Below are 26791 nucleotides of genomic sequence, written 5' to 3'. Positions count from 1 at the left end.
GGGGCGGGTCTCCGGCGGGCGCCGGGATGACGTCTATATAAGCGCGCTAGTAGATTCCGCCTTGTCTTTGCAAGAAATCGCTGTCGCGCGGGGCCTCGGCCTTCTTCACCGCGGTGGTCGCCGCCGTCGCAGTCGGGGCTGTATCGGAGCGCCGTGCGGCACGCCGCGGTTCGCTCTCGGGCTTGAACGCTTCCCAGATCACCGCGGGCTTGGGATCGTCGGTGTTCGGCCACGTGCCATAGACCGGACGGCCGCTCGCTCGATCGATTCGGACCATGCGTATGCCTGCCGGCGCGCGGAACGGCAGCTTCTCCAGCCCATCATAGGCCTTCACCGCGAACTGCTTGAAGATCGGCGCGGCGAGCGTCCCGCCTTGCGCCGCGCCACCGAGATTCCGCGGCGTATCGAAGCCGATATACAGCCCGCCGACGAATTGCGGCGTACCGCCGATGAACCACACGTCGGTCGGGCCATTGTTGGTGCCGGTCTTGCCGAACATCGGCCGATCGAGATCGCGCAGCGTCACCGCGGTGCCACGCTGGACGACACCCTCGGTGATGTGGACCATCTGGTACGCGGTCATCGCATCGAGCACCTGGCGCTGGCGTGCGACCGGACGCGGCATCGGCTTGCCGTCCCAGTCGGGCGCGTTGCAACGATCGCATGGCCGCCAGTTCTCCGGCCAGATTACCTTCCCGTGACGATCCTGCACGAAGTCGATCAGCGACGGCGGCCCGCCCTTGCCGTTGTTGGCGAGGATCGAATACGCGTTGACCATCCGCCCGACCGTCGTCTCGCCGGCGCCCAGCGCGAACGAAAGATACGGCGAATAATCGCCGACGCCCATCTTCTTGATCGTCGCAACGACCTTCGGCATGCCGGTCTGCGCGGCGGCGCGCACCGTCATCAGGTTGCGCGACTGTTCGATACCCCAGCGCATCGTATGCGGCCCGGCGCCGCGCGAATTGCCGAAGTTGCGGAAGCATTTCTGCCCCAGCCGTGCGCCCTGATACACGCAGAACGGCCCATCGACGATGATCGACGCAGGCGTCATGCCGTTGTCGAGCGCAGCGGAATAAACGATCGGCTTGATCGTCGACCCCGGCTGCCGCATCGCCTGAGTCGCGCGGTTGAACGCCTGCAACCGGTCGTCGAAGCCACCCTGCATCGCCAGCACGCGGCCCGACGCCGGCTCCTCGACGACGAACGCGCCCGACACCTTCGGGATCGCCCGCAACGCGAACGTACCACCTTCCGGCGCCACCGCGATGATGTCACCGGCCTTGATCGCGCCGAACGCGTTGCCGCCCTTGCCGCGCACCGGCATCTGCGCGGCATAGCGCGGCAGCGTGCCGGTCTTGCCGGTGCGGAAGCCGAGGCTCCAGGCATTGCCGTCCTTGCCCGTCACGATCGCCGCGACCCAATCGCGGTAATCGAGCGCGATGTTGCTGTTGAGCAAAGGCTGGAGCCAGTTGTCGTCCTCGATCTCGACATGGCGGATAGGCCCGTTCCAGCCGCGTCCGCTGTCGAACCGCACCAGGCCATCACGCAAGGCTTGCTGTGCGAGATCCTGCAACTTCGCATCGAACGAGGTCCGCACCCACAGGCCGCCCGAATACACGCTGTACGGGCCGTCCTTCGCGCTCTCGCCGAACTTCGCCATCAGCTGGCGGCGGACTTCCTCGACGAAATAGCCACCCACGCTTTCGAACTTCGGCGTCCGCCGCATCACCGCGCCGAGCGGCTCGGCATTCGCCTGGTCCCGCTGCGCGCGCGTGATGAAGCCGTTGTCGAGCATCCGGTTCAGCACGTAGTTGCGCCGGATCATCGCGCGCTCGGTGTTGCGCACCGGATCGTAGTTCGACGGCCCCTTAGGCAGGATCGCGAGATACGCCATCTGCGCGAGATCGAGCTGGTCGAGTTCCTTGTCGAAATACGCGTGGCTCGCCGCTTCGACGCCGAACGCGTTACGCCCCAGCGCGATCTGGTTCAGATACAGTTCCAGGATCTGCGGCTTGGTCAGCGTATCCTCGATCTTGTACGCCAGCACCGCCTCGCGCAGTTTCCGCGACGGCGAATAGGCGTTGCCGATCAACAGGTTCTTGGCGACTTGCTGCGTGATGGTCGAGCCGCCCTTGGCGCGCTTGCCGGTGCCGAGCTTGGATGCGTAGTCGTACACCGCGCCGGCGAGGCCGGGGTAATCGACGCCGTGATGCTCGAAGAACGACTTGTCTTCTGCGGCGAGGAACGCCTTCACCAGCAACGGCGGATATTCGGCGTAGCTGAGCTCTACGCGGCGTTCCCGTGCGTAGCTGTGGATCGGCGCGCCATCGATCCCTCGGACGTTGGTCGGCAGCGGTGGCTCGTAGGTGCGCAACGTATCGACCGAAGGCAGGTCGCGCATGACCGCGAACCAGAACGCGAAGACCGCGACGACGCCAAGCACGACCAGCACCAGCGCGGCCTTGGTCCACCGACTCGCCCACGCGCGCGCGACCTTGCCGCGCAGCCGGTCGGAGGTGCGGCCTGTCGCCGTCGTCGAGATGGGGGAGGGATCGGACGCCATGATTACTGGTGGAGCGTCTAGCAGGTTAGCGCGCGCTTGCCAGCCTCCGGTGACGGGGCGGTGGCGGGGCGAGCTTTCGCACGCGTTGGTCAGCGATAAACTTGTCTAGTGCCCGGGCGGTCGGCCTATGCGCACCACCCCGGCGGAGGCCGGGGCCCAATTGGAGAGGTGGCAGTAACGGAGCGCAACGGCTGTCAGCGCCGTTTCCCAATTGGGCCCCGGCCTTCGCCGGGGTGGTGCTGTTGGCGGATAGGTGAGGCTGTTGGCGGGTAGGTAAGTCACGGAAGTCCGTGAGCCCCAACAATCCTCCTCCCGCCAGGGGGGGGTGGCTGGCGCTTGCCAGACGGAGGGGGAGGCAAGCGACCACGTACGTTCCGTGTCCTCCCCCTCCGTCACCTTCGGTGCCACCTCCCCCTGGCGGGGGAGGATCGCAAAGTTCTGGCGCTCACCCCCGAACTACACGCACGTGCGCCTACAAAGCCTGTCACCCAACCCTCCGTTGTGGCAGCAGGCCCGCATGACCCCGCCGCCACTCCCGATCCTAGCCGTACTCCCCGATCTCCTCGCCACCCTCCGCGACCGCACCTCCGCGGTCCTCGTCGCCTCCCCAGGCGCCGGAAAAACCACCGCAGTAGCGCCGGCCCTCCTCACCGAACCCTGGTGCACCGGCGAGATCCTCCTCCTCTCCCCCCGCCGTCTCGCCGCCCGCGCCGCCGCCGAACGCATGGCGTCCACTGCCGGCGAGCCCGTCGGCGGCACCTTCGGCTACGCCACCCGCATGGATAGCAAGCGCTCCGCCGCGACCCGCGTCACGGTCATCACGGAAGGCATCTTCGTCACGCGCATCCAGGCCGACCCCGAACTCGCCGGCGTCTCCGCGGTCCTGTTCGACGAAGTTCACGAACGCAGCCTCGACGGCGATTTCGGCTTAGCGCTGGCGCTCGACGTGCAAGCCGGCTTCCGCCCCGACCTCCGTATCGTCGCGATGTCCGCAACGCTCGACGGAGCACGGTTCGCGGCATTGATGGACGGCGCCCCCGTCATCGAAAGCGAAGGCCGGAGCTATCCCCTGACCCTCCGCCACATCGGCCGCCAGGCCGAACTCCGCATCGAGGACTCGGTCGCCGCCGCCATCCGCCGCGCGCTCGGCGAAGCGGAGGGCGGCGTGCTCGCCTTCCTCCCCGGCGTCGCAGAAATAGAACGCACCGCCGACCGCCTCGCCAACCTCCCCGACGACATCGTCCTGCACGAACTCCACGGCAGCCTTGATCCCGCAGCCCAGCGCGCTGCGATCCTCCCCGAGCCCGATGGCCGGCGCAAAGTCGTGCTCGCCACCAGCATCGCGGAGACCAGCCTGACGCTCGACGGCATCCGCATCGTCGTCGACTCGGGGCTAGCGAGGCGCCCCCGCTACGACCGCGCCGCCGGCATGACGCGCCTGGTCACCGAGCGCGCGAGCCAGGCCGCGGTCACGCAACGCGCCGGCCGCGCCGCGCGGCTGGGTCCGGGCATCGCGTATCGCCTGTGGGAGGAAGCGGCGACCGCCGGCCTCCCGCGCTACGATCCCCCCGACATTCTCGAAGCGGACTTGTCCGCGCTGGTTCTCGCTTGCGCGTTATGGGGTGTTGGCGACCCGCGCGACCTCCGCTGGATCGACCCGCCCCCCGCCGCCGCGATCGACGAGGCGATGGCGCGGCTGACGACGCTGGAAGCGATCGAGGATGGCCGCCCAACCTCGCACGGCCGCGCGATCGCCAAGCTGCCGATGCCGCCAAGACTGGCGCACATGCTGCTGCGAGCGGGGGAGCGCGGCTTGGCGCCGGTGGCAGCCCAGATCGCAGTCCTGCTAGGCGAACGCGGGATCGGTGGACAGGACGTCGACCTGGAAATCCGCCTCCGCCGCTGGAAAACCGAACGTGGTTCAAAGGCGCAGGCGGCAAGAGCGATGGCGGATAGGTGGGCGAAACTTGCCCCCCCTCCCGCAGGCGGGAGGGGGCTGGGGGGTGGGCTCGCGCCATCCTCGTCGCGCGACGTCGAGACCGGGCGCCCACCCCCCAACCCCCTCCCGCAAGCGGGCGGGGGAGCAGAGGTTTGCGTCGCGCTCGGTTTCCCCGATCGCGTGGCCCGCCGCCGCGACCCGTCCGGCGAAACCTGGGCCTCGGTCGGCGGCCGCGGGTTCAAGCTCGACCCTACCTCGCCGCTCGCCCGCTCCGAATGGCTCGCCGTCGCCGACACGCAGGGCTCGGCCGCCGGCGCGCGCATTCTCTCCGCAGTGGTGATCGACCAGGCCACCGTCGAAACACTTTTCGCCGACCGCATCGAATCCCGCCGCACCGTCACGTTCGACCCCACGACCGGCGGCATCCAAACCCTCCGCGAACGTCGCCTCGGCGCGATCCGCCTGTCGAGCGGCCCCGACAGTGGCGCGGACCCCGACGCGATTCTCGCCGCACTCATCGACGGCGTCCGCGAGCACGGCCTCGCGCTGCTACCGTGGAGCGACGGCGCCCAGGCCCTGCGCGACCGCGCCGCCTATGCCGGCGTCCCGCTCGACGACGAAACCCTGCTCGACCGCGCCGACGAATGGCTCGCACCGCTCCTGACCGGCAAGCGCCGACTCGACGCGATCGCCCCCGGCGCGCTTGCCGAAGCGCTGCGCAACCTGCTCGGCTGGGACGCGATGCAGACGATCAACCGCCTCGCGCCGCCCGATTTCACCAGCCCCGCCGGCAGCACGCACGCGATCGACTACGCCGCCGAAGGCGGCCCGCGCGTCGAACTCCGCGTCCAAGCCCTGTTCGGCCTCGCGGTGCATCCGGTGATCGGCGAGGCCCGCGTCCCGCTGGTGCTCAGCCTCACATCCCCCGCCGGTCGCCCGATCCAGACGACCCGAGACCTCCCCGGCTTCTGGGCCGGCAGTTGGACCGCGGTGGCGAAGGAAATGCGCGGCCGCTACCCCAAGCATCCCTGGCCCGACGACCCCGCCGCGGCGTCCGCCACGCTGCGCACGAAAAAGGCGGATGCAAGGGCCGCCGGTTCGCGATAAGGGGGGATCTATGCCTACCGCCCGTATCTTCCAGCGCCCCAAGAACGCCATGCAGTCCGGCAAGCACCGGACCGACGCCTGGCAGCTCGAATTCGAACCCTCGGAGGCCAAGCGCCCCGACCCGCTCACCGGCTGGGCCGGCAGCGGCGACACGCGCGATCAGCTGCGCCTGCTGTTCCCGACCGCGGAAGCCGCGATCGCGCACTGCGAGCGCGAGGGCTTCGGCTACACCGTCGTGCCGGCGCCTGCGAAGACGCTGAAGCTCCAGAGCTACGCGGACAACTTCAAGTAAGCCCGCGGGAGCGGCGCTAGGCCCTCCCGCACCTCCTTGTTCTCCCGCGAAGGCGGGAGCCCAGTCTGGGTCACCGCCTTCGCGGGGAAACAAATCTTGGTTAGAGGATCGACCCCGCCAGGATCAGCAGCATCTTGGTATCGATCGCCACGCCCGCCTTCCGCTTCTCCGCGACGAACGCCGGCACGTCCGCCAGTGCCACCCGGTGCACGGTGATGTTCTCGTCGCCATCCCCGCCGCCATCGCTGACTTTCGTCAGCCCGGTCGCGCGGACCAGCGTGAAGCATTCCGACGTCATCCCCGGCGACGAATAGAACACCCCCAGGTCCTCGATCGCGTCCGCGCGGTAGCCGGTCTCTTCCTCCAGCTCGCGGCCGGCGGCGACTGCGACGCTCTCGCCCGCGGTCTCGTCACCGACCAAGCCTGCCGGTAGCTCCAGGCACGCGCGCCCGAGCGGCACGCGGAACTGCTCCACCAGGATCACGTCGCCCTCGTCGATCGCGACGATCACCGCCGCCGCGATCTCGCCCTGGCGCGCGGCGAATTCCCACGTGCCTTCGGTCTGCACGGTCAGGAATTTCCCGGCCCATACGGTCTTGCTCATAACTCGATCAGCCTGTCCGGAAGTTCATTCACCGGCGCACCGGTCCGCGGAAAATGCTCGGCGAGCACCGCGCCGATCTGTGCGACCGCATCCGCCATCCCGTCGGCGGGACGATCATCGCGAACGCCCGCTAGAACCGCCGCCATAGCCGCGCCCCAGGTCTCGTTCGGCACGCGCGAGTGAATCGCATCGTCGGCGATGATCTCCGCACGGTGCTCGGCGAGCGACAGGTACAGCAAGACGCCGGTCGAACCCTTGGTCCGCTTCTCGGCGCCCGCACGGAACAGGAGCAGAGCCCGCCGCCGCACGCGCCGCGCCTTGGTCGCGCCCGGCGTCAGCGCAAGCCGCGCCGGTGTCCACGCCAGCACCAGCCGTACGGCCAGGAACACCAAGGTCACCAGCACGAGTGCCACCACGTACAGCGCACCCTGCGGAGCTGCCTGCCAAGGATCGACCAGCGCGTACATATGGTCCGCCGCGACCGGGTGGTACGCGAGCAGCGCCAGCGTCAGCAGCATCGCCAGCACGCCCCAGTGCATCGACACGTCGTGATAGGCATCCGACTGCCGCGCGACGATCGTGACGATCTCGCCGGTCGTCGCGGTCTCCGCCTGCGTGACTGCCGCAGTGACGCGGTCGTGGTCGGTGTCGCTCAATCGCATGTCACCATCCCCCCGATGCGCCGCCGCCGCCGCCGGATCCACCGCCGCCGCCGCCAAAACCACCGCCGCCCCAGCCGCCGCCGCCGCTGTCGCCGCCACCGCCCCAGCTTCCGCCGCCACCACCGCCGCCGCCACGGGTCATCGCATCGGCAATGCTCCACAACACGATCGGCAACGCGCCGCTGCCACCGCCGCGGCTGCCGCCATCGACGTAATGCTTGCCGCCCGCGCGCCGCGAGATCATCGGAATGACGATCGCCGCCAGCACGATCCCGAAGAAGATCAGCCCGATCGGCACGCCGCCGCCGCCCGAGTTCGTGCGACGATGCGTCTTGTCATACTCCGCCGCTGCCGCCGCAACCTTCGCGCGCGCCTCCGCATCGGGGAGCGCGAGCTGGTCAGCGACCGCGTTCGTCCCCGCGACGATACCGCCGGGGATATCGCCCGCCTTGAAGCGCGGCAGGATCTGCTGGTTGATAACGATGCTGGAGAACGCGTCGGTCAGCACCGGCTCCAGCCCGTAGCCGACCTCGATCCGCACCTTCCGGTCGTTCGGCGCGATCAGCAGGATCGCGCCGTTGTTCGCATCCTTCAGCCCGACGCCCCAGCTCCGGATCAGCCGATTGCCGTAATCCTCGATCGGATAGCCTTCGAGATCGGGCACGGTTGCGACTACCAGCTGGTTGCCGGTCGCCTTTTGCAGGTCGTCGAGCCGCTTGGTCAGCGCCGCTTCCTGATCGGGCGGTATGACGTTGGCCGCATCGACGACGAAGCCGGTGAACTTGGGAAGCGTCTGCGCGCTCGCGGCGCTGCTACCCAGCAACACCGCGAACGCCAGCGTCAGGAGGTGGCGGAGCATAGCGCCCCGATCAGCTCGCGTTGCCGAAGTTCACCGTCGGCGCGGTCTCGGCACCCGGCGTGGTCGCCGCGAACGGTACCATCGGCTTGGCGCCATAGAAGATCTTCGCGCCGACCGCGTCGGGGAAGGTGCGGATCTTGGTATTATACGCCTGCACCGCGCCGTTGTAATCGCGCCGCGCGATCGTGATGCGGTTCTCGGTGCCCTCGAGCTGGCTCATCAGCGTGGTGTAGTTGGCCTGGCTCTTCAGCTCGGGATACGCTTCCTGCAAACGCTGCAGCGATACGCCGACCGCACCCTGGACGCGCTGATACTGCTCCATCTTCGCCGGGTCGGAGAGATCGGCAGCCGAAACCTGGACCGAGTTCGCGGCGGAACGCGCCTGCGTCACCTGGACGAGGATGTCCTTCTCCTGCGCGCCTGCTGCCTTCACGGTCGCGACGAGGTTGGGGATCAGGTCTGCGCGGCGTTGATAATTGTTCTGGACGTCGGCCCAGCGCGCCTTCGCGGTCTCTTCCGCGGTCGGAATGCTGTTGATCCCGCACCCGGCCAGCGCCGATGCGAGGAGGATCGCGGCGGTACCGCGGGCGATTGGGGCACGTGACATCGGGGCTCTCCTGAATACCTGTGTCACCCTCATAGGACAGTCGCGAGGGTTGGCGAAACCGAAATCGGCGGTTAGCCTGATCGTCGAACAGCAAGGGGAGCGCGGATGCTCAAGGAATTCAAGGCGTTCATCATGCGCGGCAACGTGCTCGATCTCGCCATCGCGGTGATCATCGGCGCGGCGTTCGGCAAGATCGTCACGTCGCTGACCGACGACGTGCTGATGCCGGTGATCGGCAAGATCTTCGGCGGGCTCGATTTCTCGAGCTATTTCTGGCGGATGGGGCCGGTGCCGGCAAATTACGCCGGTTCGCTGAGCGATTACGCGGCGCTCAAGAAGGCAGGCGTGCCGCTGCTCGGATACGGCGCGTTCGCGACGCAGCTGGTCAATTTCGTGATCGTCGCGGGTATCATCTTCATGATCCTGCGCGTGGTGAACCGGACGGCGGCGTTGATCGAGCGCGAGACGGCACGGTTGAAGCGCGAGGAAGAGGCGGTGGTCGTCGCACCTGCGCCGGAGCCCGTCGAGATCGCGCTGCTTCGCGAGATCCGCGACGAGTTGAAGGCGCGGGGGTAATCACCTTGTCCCTCTACCCGCCGGGGAGAGGGAGGGAGGAGCCGTAGGCGACGGAAGGGTGAGGGGCGTGAGGCTCGGGAGCGCATCCCAACTCCCCCTCATCCGACGCTGCCGCGCCACCTTCTCCCCGAGGGGAGAAGGAAAAGCCTAAGCCGCTACCAGATCTTCTGCGTTGGCATCCGCCAGGCTCGTCCCATCCAAAATCCGCGCAGTCTCGTCGCGTACGCGCATCATCGCAAAGCGGATCGCGCAGTCGGCTTCGCTCTTGCAATCGAGGCACGGCCGGTACGCCGTACGGCTCACGCACGGCACCAGCGCCAGCGGCCCCTCGATGATCCGGATGATCTCGCCGAGCGAAATCAGATGGCTCGGCCGCGACAGGCGGTAGCCGCCCATCTTGCCGCGATGGCTGTGGAGGAGGCCGGATTCGCGCAGGTCGGCGAGGATCAGCTCGAGGAATTTGCGCGGCACGTTCGCCTCCGCGGCGATCCGGGTCATCGGGATGGGCGGGCCACCGGCGGGGGCGCCGCCAAGGAAGATCATCGCGCGGAGCGCGTAGCGGGAGCGCTGCGTCAACATAATGCAGGTTGCTATGCACGCGCTTTGTGGCGAGCGGAAGGCGGTTTGGCACGCCGTGTGCTAACCCGTTGGAGATTTATCCGGGAGGGTGCTGCCATCGCGCCAGTCTTTTCATTTGGCCGGGCTTTTCAGATCGATGCGGCCCCCCTATATCGGTGATGCCGTCGGGGGAATCTTCTCTTGGCGGCTATGGCGATAAACCGTGGCGTGTCATAGACACAGCGGACCCGGGGGCAGTACCCGGCGACTCCACCACCGCCCTCTTCGCAAGAGGGGGACGATGACGGGGTCGAACTAGGATCGACGTGTGTTCAACGACGCTATGTTTCGCTCGGAATGGGACCACCGCAACGGCCCATACACAAGTGCCAACGATAACGAAGCACTCGCAATTGCTGCATAACTGACGGTCTAACGACCTAGGTTATACGGACGAAAGCGCGGTTCGGGCCACACCGGGCAACAGAAGTGGACACCGGCGGTACGGGGGGCACCGAGCAACAGAAGCTCCCCACTATCCCGACACGCTACGCCGCGAGACGCGCGACCAGTCGCAGCACCGGCGGACTGAAGCCGAGCGGCCCGATCAGCGCCTGCGTCACGACCAGGACTGCGGCACCCCACCAATAGGCCGGATGGACCCGCCCGCGCGATCGCAGGTCGAAGAGCATCCCTGCGATCACGTACAGCGCCATCGACCCGAACACCGCAAGCGGCGCGAGCGAGCCGAGCGACGGCATCGGCAGGATTCGCCCGAGCGCCGGCGACATCACCAGGATCGTGCCGCACAGCATCAGCCGCTTGTGCCATGCCGCCTGTTTGCGCAGAGCGATCGCCCAGGCGGTGAGCACGCCGAACCCCAGCACGCCCAGGACGTCGAGCACCAGGAATATGCCCGGTGGAAAAAATCCGGGGACGCGGTGCTGGCGGATCGCCATGACGGTGGTGACGATGCCGAGCACGACCATCACCGCTGCAATGCCGGCCCCGAGCATGCCCAACTGGCGATGCCGCGTGACTGAACCGCGTACGATCAGCCAGTTCTGCACGACATAGAGCAGAATCCACGACAGGAACGCGGCGGCATGGAGATGAACCTGCGTCGGCAGCTCCAGGAAACTCCACTGCATGCGCGCCGCGTTCATCGTGAACCCGACCACCACCGTGACCGCGATCGCAATCGCCATGATCAGGAAAAACCGCCGCTCGCTCGCCAGAACGCTGCGCTGTGTCGTCCCAGTCATGATCGCCGTCGCCATCCTGTCGCCCCCGCGAGTCGATGCTTCGATTCGGGCAAGGATGATCCTGTTTCGGAAAACGAGCAAGCAAGATCACGCGATCGTAGCGGCACGCTTCGACAGATCAGGAATGAACGAAACTAGACCCGAACAGCGACCGCTTGCTTGGCGGGCTCGGGATAGCGGCCGTTGAACAGGAACGACATCAGCGCGAATCTGTCGACCAGCAGGACATGGACGGTGTAGGTGATTACGGATGCTGCAACGATCGTGATCGAGAACTCGATGTACGGGTTCCAAGCGATGTGCGTCAGCGCCAGCTTGGCTGCGATGATCACCGGGAAATGCAGGATATAGATCGTGAACGACGCATCCGCGAACCGCCGCACGATCACCGGCACCGCGCGGATCGCCACCGCGGATCGCAGGATCAGCACCGAGTCCGCGGGTGGACACAGCGACATGCCGACCAGCTCGATCAGGTCGCCGACGATCGCCTGCCGAACCGGAGCCAGCACCGCGTTCACGCCGCCGAACCAGAGCGCGTACATCGCGCCGACCGCGACCAGGATCGCGACGGGCGTGCGGATCGAAGCGGTCAGAACGCGGTACAGCATCGACGACCGCGCGAGCAGGAAGCCGAGCAGGTAGAAGGGGGCATAGCCGAGCATCAGCTGAACATGCGACAGCGCAGGGGCGTAGAGCGCGGGCGCGTGTCCCGCCAGCGTCTGGCGCGTGACCATCATCAGCGCACAGCACGCGACCGCGGCGGCAAGCAACACGGTGGTCTGTGCAGATCGGACGCCGCCAAGCCGCCCGGTGGCCAGCGCGTGTTCGAGCATCCCGATCGCGTCGTGGCGACGATCGAACAGGTGGAACGCATAACTGAGCGGGGCATAGGCCAGCAACGCGACCAGGAACCAGAGGTGATACCAGTCATGCGCGATCGCGAACGGCCAGTGCTTCCGGTCGGTCAGGTCGTCGATCATCCAGCCGATCAAGGGGCAGATCAGCAACAGCCCGACCATCAACGGCACGCCGAGCTGGACGCTGCGTCGGCCAAGCCAGGCAAGCGGCGATCGACGCCGGGCCAGCGCATTCCCGCACAACAGCCCCGAGATCAGCATGAAGCTGCCCATCCGGAACGCATGCGATATCAAGGGGATCGCCGCGAATACCGCCATGTGCTCCAGCCCCATCGCACTGTGCAGCACGACACCGCCCAGCATCAGGATCGCGCGCCATACCGACAGGCCTTCGATCCTGCTGTTGGTGGCGCCGGTGATCACGCTCGAATGGGTATCCAGGACGTCACGCTTCAGGCTCGTTCTTGTCGCAGCGGCGCAAATCATCGTGTTGCACGATATCGCGTATCATCGGCCGGATCGCATGCGTCAGGCGCTCGTATCCCGCGGCATTGAGGTGAATGCCGTCGTCGACGTAGAATGGTCCCGGACGGTGGTTGACCAGGAACAGCGGCACGACGTCAGCGAACGTCACCCCCGGCGTCCGCGCCGCGATGGTGCGGGCGGCGGTGTTGAAGATGGTCTGTTCGGGAAGATTGCCCCAGCGCGTCGGGGTTGGCTTCAACGACACGACTACGACCGGAACGTCGCCCCAGCGGCGGATCTTGAGCGCCAGGAAGCGGCGCAGGTTGACGACGTCCTCGGCCGCAGTCGCGCCGTGCGCGATATCGTTCTCGCCAGCGTAGAATATGATCGCGCGGGGGCGGGGCCCGCGCGGTTCGTTGCGGAACATCTGGAGCAGCTCGGGCATCAATGCGCCGTTGACGCCGCGGTTGCGTACGCTCCACGGTGCCATGTCGGTTTCCAGCGTGGTCCATTTATGGATCGAGGAGCTGCCGATGAACCATATCGCGCACGGGTCCGCGGCGCCGATCGCAGGAAGCCGCGCGGCAGCAGCGCGCGTCTCGGCGCGCGACTGGACCACCATCAGCCATCCGCCGAACACGGTCGCGAAGACGGCCAATGCCGTACAGATTTTCCCCACCGTCGCCGCCAGGGGCGAGCGACCGACCTCAAGCGGCGATCGCAATCGTGATGTATCGGTACCGTATCGCGCCACTGCGCCTCGCCTATTGCCTCGTGGTCGGTCTAACCGTCACGCGTAAGGCAAACGTTAAAGCGGCTCGACGGGGCCGATTTTCGCGTCCGCAGTCGATGCCGGACTACGTTCGACGGACTCCAGATCCTCCAGCAGGACCGTCAGCGATTTCAGCTGCGTATCGACCGGCGCGGCGTGCGCGACACCGAACGCATCGCGAAATTTCGCCGCGATCGTCTCCAGTCGCAGGCGGGCGCGGCCAACCGGACGCGGGGCAGGCTTTTCGATCGACATGGCAGTACCGGTCTCCACACTCGCCGCAGGGGAGACGATGGCGCGGGGTGGACGGTCCTGACCGACGGACTCGACAAATCTCGGATCTGACCGCTGCGCGGATAGATTCGATGTCTAGAACCTCAGGTGTTGCCGTCCATCTGACCCAGGACGCGGCTGAGTTGCACGCCGGTATAGGGCTTCCTGACGAAATGCGCCGCATCGGGCAGCGCGAGTTCGCTGCCATCGTCCGCGCCCGACGTTACCAGAATCGAAATGTCCGGCCGACGCGCGTGGACCGCCTTGGCAAGATCGACGCCGTCGAGCGCACCCGGCATCCGGATATCGGTGAACAACGCGGCGATGTCGGGACGTTCCTCCAGCCGCGCGAGCGCGTCGGCGGCATTGCCCGCTTCGACCACCTCATAGCCGGCGTCCTCCAGCGCAAACTGGGAATGCACGCGAACGAGCGGATCATCATCGACGACGAGGATTACGGACTTGGAGATAGCATTCATATCGGGTCGAACTACCGGCCTATCGGTCCGTTCCGAAGTTAACCCTCTTCTCGGCCAGTAAGACGACAGAGCGTTCTTCGCATGAGAAAAGGGGCCCGGTTTCCCGAGCCCCTTCTCCGATTGCCGTTAGGCCGCAAAGACTTAGTCGCGATCGCCCGTCAGGAACGCCGGAGCGAACTCGGGAGCCTTGTCGCCTTCCGAACGCTCGGCGCGCGGAGCACGCTCGCCGCCGCCGTCACGACGCGGACCGCGGCCACTGCCGTTGCCGCCTGCGTCACGGCCGCCATCGCCGTCACGACGCGGGCCACGCGAACCACGGTCACCGCCGCCGCCTTCGCCGCGCGGACCACGACCACCGCCGTTACCGCCTGCATCACGACCGCCATCGCCATCACGACGCGGACCGCGCGGACCACGGTCGCCACCCTCACGGGGCTCACGTGCAGGACGCGTGTCCTCCAGCTCTTCGCCGGTCGTCTGGTCGACGACGCGCATGGAAAGGCGAACCTTGCCGCGCGGATCGATCTCGAGAACCTTGACCTTGACCTCCTGGCCTTCGGTCAGCGCGTCAGACACCTTCTCGACGCGCTCGTTCTTGATCTCGGACACGTGGACGAGACCGTCCTTGCCACCCATGAAGTTCACGAACGCCCCGAAATCGACCAGGTTGACGACCTTGCCGTCATAGACCTTGCCGACTTCGGCTTCCTCGACGAGGCCCTTGATCCACTTGATCGCGGCTTCGATCTGCGCGGGGTCGGACGACGACACCTTGATCACGCCCTCGTCGTCGATGTCGACCTTGGCGCCGGTCTGCGCGACGATCTCGCGGATCACCTTGCCGCCGGTGCCGATGACTTCACGGATCTTCGACTTGTCGATCTGGAAGCTCTCGATGCGCGGTGCGTGGGCGCTGAGTTCCTCACGGGTGTGGTCGAGTGCCTTGGCCATCTCGCCCAGGATGTGCGCACGGCCTTCCTTGGCCTGCGCCAGAGCCTTGCCCATGATCTCTTCGGTGATGCCGGCGATCTTGATGTCCATCTGCATCGTGGTGATGCCCTCGGACGTGCCCGCAACCTTGAAGTCCATGTCGCCGAGATGATCCTCGTCGCCGAGGATGTCGCTGAGAACTGCGAAGTTCTTGCCTTCGAGGATCAGGCCCATCGCGATGCCCGACACCGGACGCTTCAGCGGAACGCCCGCATCCATCATGCTCAGCGAACCGCCGCAGACCGTCGCCATCGACGACGAGCCGTTGCTCTCGGTGATGTCGCTGAGAACGCGGATCGTGTACGGGAACTCTTCCTTGGTCGGCAGCACCGGGTGCAGCGCGCGCCATGCGAGCTTGCCGTGACCGACTTCGCGACGACCCGGCGCCCCGAAGCGACCGACTTCACCGACCGAATAGGGAGGGAAGTTGTAGTGCAGCATGAAGTTTTCGTACGACAGGCCGTTCAGACCGTCGATCATCTGCTCTGCGTCACGCGTACCGAGCGTGGTGGTGCAGATCGACTGCGTTTCGCCACGCGTGAACAGGGCCGAGCCATGCGTACGCGGGAGGAAGTGCACCATCGCCTCGATCGGACGGATCTGCGTGGTGGTGCGGCCGTCGATGCGGGTGCCGTCCTTGAGGATGGCGCCGCGGACGATCTCCGCCTCCAGCTTCTTCATCAGCTTGCCGGCTGCCATCTGGTCCTGCGGCGAGGCATCGGCGAACGCCGTCTTGCCCTTCGCACGCGCGGCGTTCAGCAGGTCCGAACGCTTGGGCTTGTCGGTCACCTTGTAGGCGGCCGCGATGTCCTTGCCGATCAGCTTCTTCAGCTTGTCCTTGGCGGTCGAGAGATCAGCCTGCTCGGCCATTTCCCAAGGATCCTTGGCAGCCTTCTCGGCCAGATCGATGATCAGGTTGGCGGCTTCGCGGCAGGCCTTGTGGGCGAACTGCACGGCGCCGAGCATGATCTCTTCCGAAAGCTCCTTGGCTTCCGATTCGACCATCATCACGGCCTGGCCGGTAGCGGCGACGACGAGGTCGAGATCGCCAGCCTTGGCTTCTTCCAGCGTCGGGTTGAGGATGTACGCGCCATCGACGTAACCGACGCGCGCTGCGCCGATCGGGCCCATGAACGGCACGCCCGAGATCGTCAGCGCTGCGGAGGCCGCGACCATCGCGAGGACGTCCGGCTCGTTCTCGCCGTCATACGACAGAACCTGGCAGATGACGTTGATCTCGTTGTAGAAACCCTCTGGGAAGAGGGGGCGGATCGGGCGATCGATGAGACGGCTGGTCAGCGTCTCCTTTTCGGTCGCGCCGCGCTCACGCTTGAAGAAGCCACCGGGGATGCGGCCGCTCGCGGAGAACTTCTCCTGGTAATGGACGGTGAGCGGGAAGAAATCCTGCCCTTCCTTGACGGTCCGTGCTGCCGTCACGGCGCACAGAACGACGGTCTCGCCGAGGGTGGCGAGCACTGCGCCATTGGCCTGGCGCGCAACGCGACCGGTCTCGAGCGTCAGCGTCTTGCCGCCCCACTGGGCGCTTACGGTCTTGGTATCGAACATTCTTTTTCCTTCACTCCAAACGCCAGATGCGTTTGGGGCCTATGTGCGGGCTTAGCCGGCCCGCGGCGGTGTGGAGCGAGTTGTCGCTCCTTGCCATTGCGCCGAATTGCGCTCTGGCGTTTGCCTCCGCGCGAAATGCGCGGAATCAAAACCCTATATACGAAAACGGCCCCCCGAGGGGAGCCGTCTAGGTTACTTGCGGAGACCGAGCTTCGCGATCAGATCCAGATAGCGCTGGCCGTCCTTGTGACGGAGATAATCCAGCAGCGTCCGGCGCTTGTTGACCATCATGAGAAGACCACGACGCGAGTGGTTGTCCTTCTTGTGGCCCTTGAAATGCTCGGTCAGGTTCTTGATGCGCTCGGTCAGGATCGCGACCTGGACTTCCGGCGAACCGGTGTCACCCTCGGCGCGCGAATGCTCCTTGACGAGCTCGGTCTTGCGTTCAGCGGTAATCGTCATGAATTCATGTCCTCGACATCACAGATTGAAACCGCGAACGACCCGGACGTCTCCGTCCTCGACCTCGACCAGCGCGACCGGGACAGCGTCCAGTTCGGCAAAGTATTGGCCATCGTCTGCGGCGATCCCGGCCAAGATACGCCCCTGTCGGAGCGCCCCTGCCTGGTCGGGGGTGAGGGAGAGAGCCGGGATGTCGTCCAGCGCCACCCTCAAGGGCAGAAGTACATCTTCAAGCGCGTTGCCTCTAGCGAGTTCGTCCAGTTTGTCCAGCGATATCGCGGATGTGAGGTCGAACGGACCGGCCTTGGTCCGGCGCAGCATCGTGACGTGGCCGACGGTGCCGAGCGCGAGCGCGATGTCGCGGGCGAGGCTGCGGATGTAGGTGCCCTTCGAGACATGCGCGGTGAGCGTAACCTCCTCAAGGGGAGTGTGGGGTAGGGGCGCATCCTGCAATTCCTCCCCGGCACGGGGAGGGGGACCGCCGTCCGCTTGGACGGGGGTGGAGGGGGACTCGCCACCCGCGGAACGCTCGCGGAAGCCCCCCTCCACCAGCTGCGCTGGTCCCCCTCCCCGTACCGGGGAGGATAGCGAGTGAATCGTCACGTCGCGGCTCGCGAGCACCACCTCATGCCCGGCGCGCGCCAGATCATAAGCCCGCTCCCCATCCACCTTCAGCGCGGAGTACGCCGGCGGCACCTGAGAAATCGGCCCGGTAAACTGCGCCAGCACCGCCTCCACCGCCGCCAAAGTCGGCCGCACGTCGGATGTAGCGATGCTCACCCCCTCAGCATCGAGCGTATCCGTCTGATCCCCGAACATCACCGTAAAGTCATAAATCTTGTCGCTATCGAGCATCCGCCCGGCCAGCTTCGTCGCCTCCCCGACGGCGATCGGCAAAACCCCGGTAGCGAGCGGATCGAGCGTCCCCCCATGCCCCACCTTGAACTTCCCATACCCGCCGCTGCGCAAGGCACGCTTCACCGCCGACACGCCCTGCGTCGAGCCAAGTCCCAGCGGCTTGTCGAGAATGATCCAGCCATGCATGCGCGTAAGTCCTAGAATATTGGCCCCCTCCGTTCGTCCTGAGCGAAGTCGAAGGACATGGGGTAGAGGTGCTTCGACTTCGCTCAGCACGAACGGGCAGGGGCGTAAGGTTCAGCCCAAAGCCTCACAAAAATGCCGCCGACACAGCGCGACATAGCGGTCGTTCCCGCCAATCTCGGTCTGCTGCCCCTCGGCGATCGCCCGCCCGTTCCCATCGACCCGCAGGTTCATCGTAGCTTTCCGCCCACACCCGCAAACCGACTTGATCTCCACCAGCGAGTCCGCCAGCGCCAGCAATCGCGCCGACCCCGGAAACAGCGCCCCCTGGAAATCGGTCCGCAACCCGTATGCCAGCACCGGGATCCCAACCACGTCGCAGATATGCGCAAGCTGATCCACCTGCGCGGACGTCAAGAACTGCGCCTCGTCCACCAGCACGCAGGAAATCGCGTCCTCGCCGTGCTGCCTCGCCACGCAGGCCCCGATATCCGTCCCCGCATCGAACGCGATCGCCGGCGCCTCCAGCCCGATCCGCGACGTGATCGTCCCCGCCGCGAACCGATCGTCGATCGCCGCCGTGAACAACATCGTCCGCATCCCCCGCTCATGGTAATTGAAGTCCGCCTGCAACAGGTTCGTCGACTTCCCCGCGTTCATTGACGCGTAGTAGAAATACAGCTTGGCCATCAATTCAGTGTCTCAATGCGAGCAGGCGGGGCGTCACCGGCTCGGCGGTTTAGTCGGCGTTCGAACGTGGCAAACCGTCCGACCTCTCGCGCCGCTGCGATATGGATATAGTCGGCCAGTTCGCCCGCCTCCGCATAACGGGCGAGAGCCCAGCGGATATCCTGATCGGCTTCGAACCGAATGAACGGCAAATCGGCGAAGTCTAAAAGCGCTGAGCAAAGGCTGACGCGATCAAAACGATATTTGGAGCGCAGAACCCATTCTGTCTCAAGTAGAACGGTCATCCCTACGTAGAGAAGCTCGCGATTCGCCAGGTCGAGGGCGAGCGAAACTTGTGCATCGTCGTCCGCCACGATCAGGCGCACGACGATATTCGTGTCGACGGCAATCACGTCGCTTAGACTTTCCAATCGCGAAACAGCGTGCCGATGTCCATTGTCATGTCCTCGATGGCGATCGTTGGACCGTCATAACGAGGAACGCGCCGTCGGAATTCTTCGTAGCTGATCGTTTTGCGTGGCGGCTCGGGTGCTTCGAGGACGATGTGATGTCCGACTTGGCGCAGCATCAGCTTTGCACCAGCCTTCAGGTTCAACGCATCCCGCACGTCCTTGGGGATGACGACCTGACCCTTCGATGAAATGGTGACTTCGTTACCCATGGCTCGAACTTGCGCCTTACCTGGCTTACCGTCAATCTTCAGCCAAATCCCGCGCAACATGCGGATCGCGCAACAACTGGTCGATATGCGTACCCTCGTCGAAGCTCTCGTCCGCGAGAAACTTGAGCTTCGCGGCATACCGCATCTGCACCCGGTTCGCCACTTCGCGCTGGAGGTAGGCGGTGTTGGTGCGGAGCGCCTTCAGCACCTTTTCCTCGTCCTTGCCGAGCAACGGTTTCACGAAGACGGTCGCGTGGCGGAGGTCCGGGGACATGCGGACTTCGGTGATCGTCACGAGGTGCTTTTCAAGCACCGGATCGTGGACGTCGCCGCGTGCGAGGATGTCCGACAAGGCGTGGCGCGCCTGTTCGCCGACTCGCAGCGAGCGGACGGCTTTTGCTTCTGGGGTATCGGTCTTCATCTTAAGCTCCCTCTCCCCCTCGGGGAGAGGGCGGGGGTGAGGGGTGCCGCATACGCCAGCGCCTGGGACAGCCCCTCACCCAACCCTCTCCCCGCAGGGGAGAGGGCTTTAGTAGTTACAAAGTGCGTTCGCGCATCTCGACTTCGAACGTCTCGAGGACGTCGCCGGCCTTGATGTCGACGAAGTTCGACGTGAACGTCACGCCGCACTCCAGCCCCGCACGGACCTCGGCGACATCATCCTTGAAGCGACGCAGCGATGCGATCTCGCCCTGGTAGATGATGACGTCGTTGCGCGTGATGCGCGCCTTGAGCGCCTTGCGGATGTTGCCCTCGGTGACGAGCAGACCTGCCGCCTTGCCGTGCTTGCCCGCCGAGAAGACCTCGCGGATATCGGCACGACCGACGACCGTCTCGAACGCTTCCGGCCCAAGCTCGCCTGCCATCCCCGCCCGGATCTCGTCGATCAGATCGTAGATCACGTCATAGTACTTGAACGCAACCTTCTGGCGCTCGGCGATTTCACGTGCCTTCGCGTTCGGACGAACGTTGAAGCCGATGATCGGCGCCCCCGAAGCGGCCGCCAACGTGACGTCCGACTCGGTGATGCCGCCGACGCCCGAGCTTAGCACGCGTGCCTTGATCAGGTCCGTGGAGATCTTGTTGATCGCCCCGACGATCGCCTCGACCGTGCCCTGCGTATCCGCCTTCACGACCAGCGGATATTCGATCGCCTGCTTTTCCTTCAGCGCCGAGAACATGCTCTCGAGGCTGGCAGGAACCGATGCGGTCCGCTTGTCGGTCTTCACGCTGCGACGATATTCCGCGACTTCGCGGGCCCGTGCCTCGTTCTCGACGACCTGGAACGGATCACCCGCCTGCGGGACACCCGACAGACCGAGGACCTCGACCGGCATCGCCGGACCCGCTTCCTTGATCTGCTTGCCCTTGTCGTCGACCAGCGCGCGGACCTTGCCGCTCTCGCCGCCGACCACGAAGATGTCGCCGACCCGCAGCGTACCGCGGTTGACGAGGATCGTCGCGACCGGGCCACGGCCCTTGTCGAGCTTGGCCTCGATCACCGTACCCTCGGCCGCGCGATCCGGATTGGCGCGCAGTTCGAGCAGTTCGGCCTGGAGCTGGATCTTCTCGATCAACGCATCGAGGCCGATCTTCTTGGTCGCGGAGACTTCGACGTCCTGGACGTCGCCGCCCATGTCCTCGACCACGATCTCCTCGCTCAGCAGGCGCTCGCGCACCTTCTGGGCATTGGCGCCTTCCTTGTCGATCTTGTTGATCGCGACGATCATCGGCACGCCCGCCGCCTTGGTGTGGGCGATCGCCTCCACCGTCTGCGGCATGAGACCGTCGTCCGCCGCCACCACCAGGATGACGATGTCGGTGACGTCCGCGCCACGCGCACGCATCTGCGTGAACGCCTCATGGCCCGGCGTGTCGAGGAAGGTGATCTTCGACTTGTCCTTCAGCGTGACCTGGTAGGCGCCGATATGCTGGGTGATGCCACCCGCTTCGCCGCGCACCACGTCGGTACCGCGCAGGGCATCGAGCAGCGACGTCTTGCCGTGATCGACGTGACCCATGATCGTGACGACCGGGGCACGCGGCTTCAGCGTCTCCTCGGCATCGTCGATCGTGTCGTTGGCCAGATCCTGGTCGACATCGCTGACGCGCGTCAGGTTGTGGCCGAACTCGGTGACGAGCAACTCGGCGGTATCCTGGTCGATCGTCTGCGTCATCGTGACGGGCATGCCCATCTTGAACAGCGCCTTGACGAGGTCGGCACCCTTCTCGGCCATGCGGTTGGCGAGTTCCTGCACCGTGATCGCCTCTGGGACGACGACGTCGCGAATCTGCTTGGCCTGCGCCTCGCGCGGACCGCCGCTACCACGACGCTCCTTCTCGCGCGCACGCTTCAGTGCGGCGAGCGAGCGAGCGCGTGCACCATCACCATCGCCGAGCGCGCGGTTGACGGTGAGCTTGCCCGAGGTGCGACGATCGTCACCCTTGCGGTCACGCTGCTGCGGACGTGCTGGCACGGCGTCGCGACGCACGCCACCAGCCGGAGCGTTGACGCCGGTCGCGCCGGGGCGCGCCGCGGTCGTGCCGGCATTCGCAGCCGTGGTCGGCGCTGCGGCAGCGGGTGCTGCGACAGGCTTTGGCGGCGGAGGAGGACGCTCGGGACGCGCCACCGGCGAGAACCGGCGCGGTGCCGGGAACGCCGGATCGCGGGTGAGTTCGATGATGGGCGGCGGCGCCGGCGGCGCGACGGGCGCCGGCGCAGGCTTGGGAGCCGGCGCAGGAGCAGCCGCTACCGGAACGGGCTTCGGTGCAGGCGCAGGTGCCGCGGCAACCGGAGCCGGGGCAGGAGCCGCCGCAACGGGAGCTTCGACCGGAGCCGGCGCAGGCGCTGGCGTTGGTGCTGCGACCGGAGCGGGAGCCGCTTCGACCACAGGTGCCGGTGCGGGCGCAGGGGCCTCGACGGGCTTCGGCGCCTTGGCTTCCGCCTCGGCACGCGCACGATCGGCGACGCGATTACGCTCGTCTTCGATCGCCTTGGCCCGCTCGGCTTCCTGGCGACGACGCCCTTCTTCCAGCGTGTTCATGCGCTGCTCTTCAGCCTCGCGGAGCAGCTTGGCCTGGCGCTCTTGCGGCGACAGATTGCTCTGCTGCTGACGCACGGGGGCGGGCGCAGGCTGCGGTGCGCGCGCCTGCGGTGCCGGGGCTGCGGGGGCAGCCGCCGGGGCGGGCGCGGCAACCGGTGCGGCATCCGCGACCTGCACGTCGGGCTCGCCCGGACGGCGCAGGACGCGCGCGCGCTTGGTTTCCACGATCACCGTATTCGATCGGCCGTGGCTGAAGCTCTGCTTCACCTGGCCGGTCTCGACCGTGCGCTTCACACCCAAAGGTGCGCGCATGCCAAGTTTCGGCTTCTCGTTGTCCGTGTCGCTCACTCAAATTCCTCAGTCATGTCCACGGCCGGGCGTGTTCCGGTCGATCCGGACGCCTGTTGTATCGGTGGCGCCCCATTTTGTGGTGACGCCGATGCGCCCTGCGAGGCCGTTTCGCAAGACACGGAAGAAGGTTCGGGGCCGATAAAATGCAGCCAACGGTCGAGCGCTTCGCTCACCCGCTTTGCTGCAGCGCGGTCGGTCAGGCCAATGTGTACCACATTTTCCCGCCCCAGCGCCAACGCCAATATGGTGCGCGATACCGGGAGTGCCAACCCCCGCAAACCCGAGCCCTCGACATCGTTGCCGATGCGCCACGCCTGATCGAGCTTGCGGTTGCCGTCCTCGGCAGCGTCGGACGCGTGATACAGCGCCTTAAGCTTGCCCTGGCGCGCGTTCTGCTCGATCCGATCGGAGCCGATCAGCACCGTACCGGAGCGCGATTCGAGCCCGAGGCGGTCGAGCGCGTTACGCTCCAGTGCGGATTCGATCTTGGCGGGAAGCTCGGGATCGATGCTGAACTCGCCGGTCTTGAACGCGCGGGAGAGAGCGCCCTTGAGCTTGCCCTTCTTGATCGCGGCTTCGAGCTCGACCCGAGTCACGCCGATCCACGCGCCGCGGCCGGGAGCCTTGGCGCGTACGTCGGGAAGGATCTGGCCATCGGGCGACAACGCGAGTCGCACGAGGTGCGGCCGAACGTCGCGCTCGCCCGACAGAATGCACTTGCGAACGGGTTCGTCGGTCATGCGGCGATCCCTTCGGTACGCGGATGGGTGGATGCCGGAACAAGGCTCTCCTGAGCGAAGTCGAAGGGCCCGGCATGACGGGGAGCGTTAGGCCGACGGAGATATTCGTCACCCCGGACTTGTTCCGGGGTCCACGGCGCCGCACTCTCCAAGCCATGAGGAACAGACAGCCCTGCGTCTACATCCTCTGCAACGGCTATAACGGCACGCTCTACGTTGGCGTCACGTCCAACCTGATCGGCCGAGTCCTCCAACATCGTGAAGGCACCTTCGAAGGTTTTACCAAACGCCACGGAATCATCCGCTTGGTCTGGTACGAAATGGCCGACACGATGGAGTCCGCGATCGCCAGCGAAAAGCGAATCAAGAAGTGGCATCGCGACTGGAAGATGAACCTGATCGAGCGCGACAACCCCCATTGGGACGATCTCGCCGTAGCGTTGGGCCTCGAACCGCTGACCTAACACGTCGTCATGCCGGACTCGTTCCGGCATCCACGGTTCCGCTAACCCGCCGGCCGCAGAGAATGCCGACCGGTGGACCCCGGAACAAGCCCGGGGTGACGGAGAAGAGGTGGTACGTCCTAGCGTCTCATCGGGAGGGTTCCGCATTTGCGTCCTCCTGCGCCGGAGTCTTCGGAGCGTCGCGGTCGACCAAGAGCTGACCCCCCGCGCCGTAATTCTCGGTCGAGACTTCTTCGATCACGATCTGCACCGCAGCCGGGTTCTTTCCCAGCCGCTGCACGAGCGACTGGGTGACGTCGGCGACGATGCCGGACTTCTGGTCCTTGGTGGCGGACCCCGAGATGCGGATGCTGACGAAGGGCATCAGGCCTTGTCGCCCTCGCTCTTCGTGTCGGTCTTGTCCGCAGCGTCTTCATCCGCGGCGTCTTCAGCCGAAGCGTCCTCACCCACGGCTTCGTCGGCCGTCGTCTCTTCCGTCGCAGCGTCCTCGACCACGGCGTCGTCAGCCGAAGCCTCTTCCACCGAAGTCTCGTCCGCCTCGACGTCATCAGCCTCGGCCTCAGGCGCCTCGTCCTCGAACCAGTGCGCGCGAGCGGCCATGATGATCTCGTTGCCCTGCTCGTCGCTCAAGCCATACTCGGCGAGAATCCCGCCCTTGGGCTCAGGACGCTTCGGCGCGTCTTCATTCCGACGACGCGGCTCGACGCGCTTCTTCTCGACCAGTTCGTCGGTCGCGAGATCGGCGAGGTCGTCGAGCGTCTTGATGCCCGCCTTGCCGAGCGTCACCAGCATCGCCTCGTTCAGATACGGCATGCCCGCCAGCGCGTCCTCCACGCCGAGCGCGGTACGCTCTTCGCGGCTCGCGGCGTCGCGACGCTCCAAAGCCTCGGTCGCACGGTTTTGCAACTCGCCAGCCAGGTCCTCGTCGAAGCCCTCGATGCCGGCGATCTCCTCGACCTCGACATACGCGACCTCTTCGAGGTTCGTGAACCCTTCGGCGACCAGCAGCTGTGCCAGCGTCTCGTCAACGTCGAGCTCCTTCTCGAACATCGCCGAGCGCTCGACGAAGTCCTTCTGGCGCTTCTCGGACGCATCGGCCTCGGTGAGGATGTCGATCGCCTTGCCGGTCAGCTGCGACGCGAGCCGCACGTTCTGGCCACGACGGCCGATCGCCAGCGAAAGCTGGTCGTCGGGAACGACCACCTCGATGCGCTCTTCTTCCTCGTCGATCACGACGCGCGACACCGAAGCCGGCTGCAATGCGTTGACGACGAAGGTCGCGATGTCGGGCGACCAGGGGATGATATCGATCTTCTCGCCCTGCATTTCCTGCACGACGGCCTGAACGCGGCTACCCTTCATGCCGACGCATGCGCCGACCGGATCGATGGAGGAGTCATGCGAGATGACGCCGATCTTCGCGCGCGAACCCGGATCGCGGGCCGCGGCCTTGATCTCGATGATGCCGTCGTAAATCTCGGGCACTTCCTGCGCGAACAGCTTCTTCATGAAGTCGGGATGCGCGCGGGACAGGAAGATCTGCGGCCCGCGGTTCTCGCGGCGGACGTTGAGGATCAGCGAGCGGATGCGGTCGTTGACGCGCACCACTTCGCGCGGGATCTGCGCGTCGCGGCGGATCACGCCCTCGGCGCGGCCCAGGTCGACGACGACATGGCCGAACTCGACGCGCTTGACGACGCCGGTGATGATCTCGCCCGCGCGGTCCTTATACTCTTCGAACTGGCGCTCGCGCTCGGCGTCGCGGACCTTCTGGAAGATGACCTGCTTGGCGGCCTGCGCGGCGATGCGGCCGAACTCGATCGGGGGCAGCGGATCGACGATGAAGTCGCCGAGTGCCGCATCCTTCTGGAGCTTTTGCGCGCCCTTGACGTCGACCTGCTTGAAATAATCGTCGACTGCCTCGACCACTTCGACGACGCGCCACAAGCGCAGATCGCCGGTGTTCGGATCGAGCTTTGCGCGGATGTCGTTCTCGGCGCCGTAGCGCGAGCGGGCGGCGCGCTGGATCGCGTCCTCCATCGCCTCGATCACGATCGCCTTGTCGATCATCTTCTCCGACGCGACCGAATTCGCGATCGCGATCAGTTCCGCGCGGTTTGCGGTGACTGCCGTGGCCATCAATGCTGTCCTTCTTCGGTGTCGGCCTCGTGAGCATCGGGCTCATCGGTGGGCGTATCTTGATAGAAAACCTCGTCCGCGCCTTCGATCGAAAGCGGCGCGGTCGCGGCGATGAGTCGGTCGGTCATGACGAGCTTGGCGTCGGCGACCTGCGAAAAGTCGATCGTCATGAGCTTGTGCTTGTTGACGTCGACGGTGATCTTGGTCCCCTCGACGCCCATCAGATTGCCCGAGATCTGCTTGCGGTCCTCGAACGGCTCGACGAGGCGGATGCGCGCCTCCTGGCCTTCCCAGTCGGCAAAGTCCTGCAACCGGGTCAGTGGGCGATCGATACCGGGGCTCGACACTTCGAGGCGGTACGCGTCCTCGCCGACCGGGTCCTTGCCCTCGGCTTCGAGCGCATCGAACTTGTCCGAAATCCGGCGCGACAGCTCGGCGCAATCCTCGATCACCAGCTGGCGGGTGTCGGGGCGCTCGGCCATCACCTGCAACGTCGGATCGGACTTGCCGCCCTGCATGCGCACGCGCACGAGGCTGAGGCCGAGCGCGGTCGCCTCGGGTTCGATCAGGTCGGTCAGCAGGGCGATATTCGCCATCGAAATTCCAAACAGGGCCAAAGCACAGGTGATTGCCGCCGCGGAGCAAGCCCCGCAGCCTCTTCATCTGGCGATGTAGAGAAGTGGTGCCTCTATACGCGGGGTGGCGCTGGTCCGCAAGCGGGAGCAACCTTCGTTTAGTACGCTGCGTTAGCGCAGGGAT

At 66.0% G+C, this 26791-nt stretch carries 27 protein-coding genes and 1 other RNA gene; 5 read left to right on the top strand and 23 right to left on the bottom strand.

Annotated elements, in window-relative coordinates:
* Nucleotides 1-46 precede the first annotated feature (46 nt).
* On the bottom strand, nt 47-2566 hold the full coding sequence (locus tag AC3D24_RS10065) for a penicillin-binding protein 1A (RefSeq protein WP_489030287.1): 2520 nt from the start codon (nt 2564-2566) through the stop codon (nt 47-49).
* 517 nt (nt 2567-3083) lie between these two features.
* Between AC3D24_RS10065 and hrpB the strand changes: the two genes are divergently transcribed.
* Nucleotides 3084-5612 carry an ATP-dependent helicase HrpB gene (gene hrpB / locus AC3D24_RS10060; RefSeq protein ID WP_489030285.1) on the top strand — a complete coding sequence of 843 codons (2529 nt, stop codon included), beginning with the start codon at nt 3084-3086 and terminating at the stop codon, nt 5610-5612.
* A 10-nt stretch (nt 5613-5622) separates the two neighbouring features.
* The gene (locus AC3D24_RS10055) at nt 5623-5904 is read left to right on the top strand and encodes an ETC complex I subunit (RefSeq protein WP_489030283.1); all 282 of its coding nucleotides are present in this window, start codon (nt 5623-5625) and stop codon (nt 5902-5904) included.
* A gap of 100 nt (nt 5905-6004) precedes the next feature.
* Here AC3D24_RS10055 and AC3D24_RS10050 read toward each other — a convergent pair whose 3' ends face one another.
* Genes AC3D24_RS10050 through AC3D24_RS10035 form a run of 4 tightly spaced genes read right to left on the bottom strand, consistent with a single transcriptional unit; the run spans nt 6005 to nt 8636 of the window.
* Nucleotides 6005-6508 carry an NUDIX hydrolase gene (locus AC3D24_RS10050; protein WP_107954744.1) on the bottom strand — a complete coding sequence of 168 codons (504 nt, stop codon included), beginning with the start codon at nt 6506-6508 and terminating at the stop codon, nt 6005-6007.
* Nucleotides 6505-7170, bottom strand: a complete 666-nt coding sequence (locus tag AC3D24_RS10045; protein ID WP_489030280.1) for a TPM domain-containing protein — start codon at nt 7168-7170, stop codon at nt 6505-6507. The genes AC3D24_RS10050 and AC3D24_RS10045 overlap by 4 nt, the downstream gene beginning before the upstream one ends.
* Before the next feature lies 1 nt (nt 7171).
* A complete protein-coding gene (locus AC3D24_RS10040; protein ID WP_489030278.1) occupies nt 7172-8029 on the bottom strand; it encodes a TPM domain-containing protein in 858 nt (285 codons plus the stop codon).
* A gap of 10 nt (nt 8030-8039) precedes the next feature.
* Nucleotides 8040-8636: a LemA family protein gene (locus AC3D24_RS10035; RefSeq protein ID WP_056051590.1), complete on the bottom strand. Its 597-nt coding sequence runs from the start codon at nt 8634-8636 to the stop codon at nt 8040-8042.
* Between the two features lie 105 nt (nt 8637-8741).
* Here AC3D24_RS10035 and mscL point away from each other — a divergent pair, with 105 nt between their 5' ends.
* Nucleotides 8742-9212, top strand: a complete 471-nt coding sequence (mscL, locus tag AC3D24_RS10030; protein ID WP_056065888.1) for a large conductance mechanosensitive channel protein MscL — start codon at nt 8742-8744, stop codon at nt 9210-9212.
* Between the two features lie 147 nt (nt 9213-9359).
* Here the strand turns inward: mscL and AC3D24_RS10025 are convergent, their stop codons facing one another.
* On the bottom strand, nt 9360-9791 hold the full coding sequence (locus tag AC3D24_RS10025; RefSeq protein ID WP_489030275.1) for an RrF2 family transcriptional regulator: 432 nt from the start codon (nt 9789-9791) through the stop codon (nt 9360-9362).
* Nucleotides 9792-9912: 121 nt separating this feature from the next.
* Between AC3D24_RS10025 and ssrA the strand changes: the two genes are divergently transcribed.
* Nucleotides 9913-10268: a transfer-messenger RNA gene (ssrA, locus tag AC3D24_RS10020) on the top strand.
* A 50-nt stretch (nt 10269-10318) separates the two neighbouring features.
* On the opposite strand, the gene AC3D24_RS10015 is transcribed toward ssrA, so the two are convergent.
* From AC3D24_RS10015 to AC3D24_RS09950, 14 genes are all read right to left on the bottom strand, one after another.
* Nucleotides 10319-11035 (bottom strand): hypothetical protein, encoded by a 717-nt coding sequence (locus AC3D24_RS10015; RefSeq protein WP_489030274.1) that lies wholly within the window; start codon nt 11033-11035, stop codon nt 10319-10321.
* Between the two features lie 134 nt (nt 11036-11169).
* Nucleotides 11170-12318 carry an acyltransferase family protein gene (locus AC3D24_RS10010; RefSeq protein ID WP_489030272.1) on the bottom strand — a complete coding sequence of 383 codons (1149 nt, stop codon included), beginning with the start codon at nt 12316-12318 and terminating at the stop codon, nt 11170-11172.
* A gap of 22 nt (nt 12319-12340) precedes the next feature.
* A complete protein-coding gene (locus AC3D24_RS10005) occupies nt 12341-13114 on the bottom strand; it encodes a GDSL-type esterase/lipase family protein (protein ID WP_489030270.1) in 774 nt (257 codons plus the stop codon).
* A gap of 54 nt (nt 13115-13168) precedes the next feature.
* Complete coding sequence (locus AC3D24_RS10000; protein WP_489030269.1) at nt 13169-13387, bottom strand: hypothetical protein; 219 nt, start codon at nt 13385-13387, stop codon at nt 13169-13171.
* Nucleotides 13388-13509: 122 nt separating this feature from the next.
* Nucleotides 13510-13884, bottom strand: a complete 375-nt coding sequence (locus tag AC3D24_RS09995; protein ID WP_489030267.1) for a response regulator — start codon at nt 13882-13884, stop codon at nt 13510-13512.
* A 141-nt stretch (nt 13885-14025) separates the two neighbouring features.
* A complete protein-coding gene (gene pnp, locus AC3D24_RS09990) occupies nt 14026-16440 on the bottom strand; it encodes a polyribonucleotide nucleotidyltransferase (RefSeq protein WP_489030265.1) in 2415 nt (804 codons plus the stop codon).
* A 192-nt stretch (nt 16441-16632) separates the two neighbouring features.
* Nucleotides 16633-16902 carry a 30S ribosomal protein S15 gene (rpsO, locus tag AC3D24_RS09985; RefSeq protein WP_055881152.1) on the bottom strand — a complete coding sequence of 90 codons (270 nt, stop codon included), beginning with the start codon at nt 16900-16902 and terminating at the stop codon, nt 16633-16635.
* A gap of 18 nt (nt 16903-16920) precedes the next feature.
* Nucleotides 16921-17946 (bottom strand): tRNA pseudouridine(55) synthase TruB, encoded by a 1026-nt coding sequence (truB, locus tag AC3D24_RS09980; protein ID WP_489030262.1) that lies wholly within the window; start codon nt 17944-17946, stop codon nt 16921-16923.
* Nucleotides 17947-18057: 111 nt separating this feature from the next.
* A complete protein-coding gene (locus AC3D24_RS09975) occupies nt 18058-18633 on the bottom strand; it encodes a thymidine kinase (protein WP_489030261.1) in 576 nt (191 codons plus the stop codon).
* Nucleotides 18633-19025: a type II toxin-antitoxin system VapC family toxin gene (locus AC3D24_RS09970; RefSeq protein WP_489030259.1), complete on the bottom strand. Its 393-nt coding sequence runs from the start codon at nt 19023-19025 to the stop codon at nt 18633-18635. The genes AC3D24_RS09975 and AC3D24_RS09970 overlap by 1 nt, the downstream gene beginning before the upstream one ends.
* A gap of 5 nt (nt 19026-19030) precedes the next feature.
* On the bottom strand, nt 19031-19354 hold the full coding sequence (locus AC3D24_RS09965; protein WP_489030257.1) for an AbrB/MazE/SpoVT family DNA-binding domain-containing protein: 324 nt from the start codon (nt 19352-19354) through the stop codon (nt 19031-19033).
* Nucleotides 19326-19715, bottom strand: coding sequence for a 30S ribosome-binding factor RbfA (gene rbfA / locus AC3D24_RS09960; protein ID WP_107954753.1), 390 nt, complete (start codon nt 19713-19715; stop codon nt 19326-19328). Before rbfA ends, AC3D24_RS09965 begins: the two co-directional genes overlap by 29 nt.
* A 115-nt stretch (nt 19716-19830) precedes the next feature.
* Nucleotides 19831-22686: a translation initiation factor IF-2 gene (gene infB / locus AC3D24_RS09955; protein WP_489030254.1), complete on the bottom strand. Its 2856-nt coding sequence runs from the start codon at nt 22684-22686 to the stop codon at nt 19831-19833.
* Complete coding sequence (locus AC3D24_RS09950) at nt 22683-23429, bottom strand: DUF448 domain-containing protein (protein WP_489030252.1); 747 nt, start codon at nt 23427-23429, stop codon at nt 22683-22685. Before AC3D24_RS09950 ends, infB begins: the two co-directional genes overlap by 4 nt.
* A gap of 155 nt (nt 23430-23584) precedes the next feature.
* Between AC3D24_RS09950 and AC3D24_RS09945 the strand changes: the two genes are divergently transcribed.
* Nucleotides 23585-23893 carry a GIY-YIG nuclease family protein gene (locus tag AC3D24_RS09945; RefSeq protein WP_489030251.1) on the top strand — a complete coding sequence of 103 codons (309 nt, stop codon included), beginning with the start codon at nt 23585-23587 and terminating at the stop codon, nt 23891-23893.
* Nucleotides 23894-24020: 127 nt separating this feature from the next.
* Here the strand turns inward: AC3D24_RS09945 and AC3D24_RS09940 are convergent, their stop codons facing one another.
* The 3 genes from AC3D24_RS09940 to rimP are packed head-to-tail and all read right to left on the bottom strand — an operon-like array spanning nt 24021 to nt 26628.
* Nucleotides 24021-24257 (bottom strand): tautomerase family protein, encoded by a 237-nt coding sequence (locus AC3D24_RS09940; RefSeq protein WP_489030249.1) that lies wholly within the window; start codon nt 24255-24257, stop codon nt 24021-24023.
* Nucleotides 24257-26032 (bottom strand): transcription termination factor NusA, encoded by a 1776-nt coding sequence (gene nusA / locus AC3D24_RS09935; RefSeq protein ID WP_489030248.1) that lies wholly within the window; start codon nt 26030-26032, stop codon nt 24257-24259. Before nusA ends, AC3D24_RS09940 begins: the two co-directional genes overlap by 1 nt.
* Nucleotides 26032-26628, bottom strand: coding sequence for a ribosome maturation protein RimP (gene rimP / locus AC3D24_RS09930; protein WP_056051561.1), 597 nt, complete (start codon nt 26626-26628; stop codon nt 26032-26034). Before rimP ends, nusA begins: the two co-directional genes overlap by 1 nt.
* Nucleotides 26629-26791: the final 163 nt, after the last annotated feature.

The organism is Sphingomonas sp. SL1004, from assembly GCF_057815015.1.
This window is presented reverse-complemented; position numbering and strand designations above follow the sequence as displayed.

Coding starts and splice junctions, on each gene's coding strand:
- AC3D24_RS10065 (WP_489030287.1), bottom strand. CDS start 2,566: ATGGCGTCCGATCCCTCCCCCATCTCGACGACGGCGACAGGCCGCACC.
- hrpB (WP_489030285.1), top strand. CDS start 3,084: ATGACCCCGCCGCCACTCCCGATCCTAGCCGTACTCCCCGATCTCCTC.
- AC3D24_RS10055 (WP_489030283.1), top strand. CDS start 5,623: ATGCCTACCGCCCGTATCTTCCAGCGCCCCAAGAACGCCATGCAGTCC.
- AC3D24_RS10050 (WP_107954744.1), bottom strand. CDS start 6,508: ATGAGCAAGACCGTATGGGCCGGGAAATTCCTGACCGTGCAGACCGAA.
- AC3D24_RS10045 (WP_489030280.1), bottom strand. CDS start 7,170: ATGCGATTGAGCGACACCGACCACGACCGCGTCACTGCGGCAGTCACG.
- AC3D24_RS10040 (WP_489030278.1), bottom strand. CDS start 8,029: ATGCTCCGCCACCTCCTGACGCTGGCGTTCGCGGTGTTGCTGGGTAGC.
- AC3D24_RS10035 (WP_056051590.1), bottom strand. CDS start 8,636: ATGTCACGTGCCCCAATCGCCCGCGGTACCGCCGCGATCCTCCTCGCA.
- mscL (WP_056065888.1), top strand. CDS start 8,742: ATGCTCAAGGAATTCAAGGCGTTCATCATGCGCGGCAACGTGCTCGAT.
- AC3D24_RS10025 (WP_489030275.1), bottom strand. CDS start 9,791: ATGTTGACGCAGCGCTCCCGCTACGCGCTCCGCGCGATGATCTTCCTT.
- AC3D24_RS10015 (WP_489030274.1), bottom strand. CDS start 11,035: ATGACTGGGACGACACAGCGCAGCGTTCTGGCGAGCGAGCGGCGGTTT.
- AC3D24_RS10000 (WP_489030269.1), bottom strand. CDS start 13,387: ATGTCGATCGAAAAGCCTGCCCCGCGTCCGGTTGGCCGCGCCCGCCTG.
- AC3D24_RS09995 (WP_489030267.1), bottom strand. CDS start 13,884: ATGAATGCTATCTCCAAGTCCGTAATCCTCGTCGTCGATGATGATCCG.
- pnp (WP_489030265.1), bottom strand. CDS start 16,440: ATGTTCGATACCAAGACCGTAAGCGCCCAGTGGGGCGGCAAGACGCTG.
- rpsO (WP_055881152.1), bottom strand. CDS start 16,902: ATGACGATTACCGCTGAACGCAAGACCGAGCTCGTCAAGGAGCATTCG.
- truB (WP_489030262.1), bottom strand. CDS start 17,946: ATGCATGGCTGGATCATTCTCGACAAGCCGCTGGGACTTGGCTCGACG.
- AC3D24_RS09975 (WP_489030261.1), bottom strand. CDS start 18,633: ATGGCCAAGCTGTATTTCTACTACGCGTCAATGAACGCGGGGAAGTCG.
- AC3D24_RS09965 (WP_489030257.1), bottom strand. CDS start 19,354: ATGTTGCGCGGGATTTGGCTGAAGATTGACGGTAAGCCAGGTAAGGCG.
- rbfA (WP_107954753.1), bottom strand. CDS start 19,715: ATGAAGACCGATACCCCAGAAGCAAAAGCCGTCCGCTCGCTGCGAGTC.
- AC3D24_RS09950 (WP_489030252.1), bottom strand. CDS start 23,429: ATGACCGACGAACCCGTTCGCAAGTGCATTCTGTCGGGCGAGCGCGAC.
- AC3D24_RS09945 (WP_489030251.1), top strand. CDS start 23,585: ATGAGGAACAGACAGCCCTGCGTCTACATCCTCTGCAACGGCTATAAC.
- AC3D24_RS09940 (WP_489030249.1), bottom strand. CDS start 24,257: ATGCCCTTCGTCAGCATCCGCATCTCGGGGTCCGCCACCAAGGACCAG.
- nusA (WP_489030248.1), bottom strand. CDS start 26,032: ATGGCCACGGCAGTCACCGCAAACCGCGCGGAACTGATCGCGATCGCG.
- rimP (WP_056051561.1), bottom strand. CDS start 26,628: ATGGCGAATATCGCCCTGCTGACCGACCTGATCGAACCCGAGGCGACC.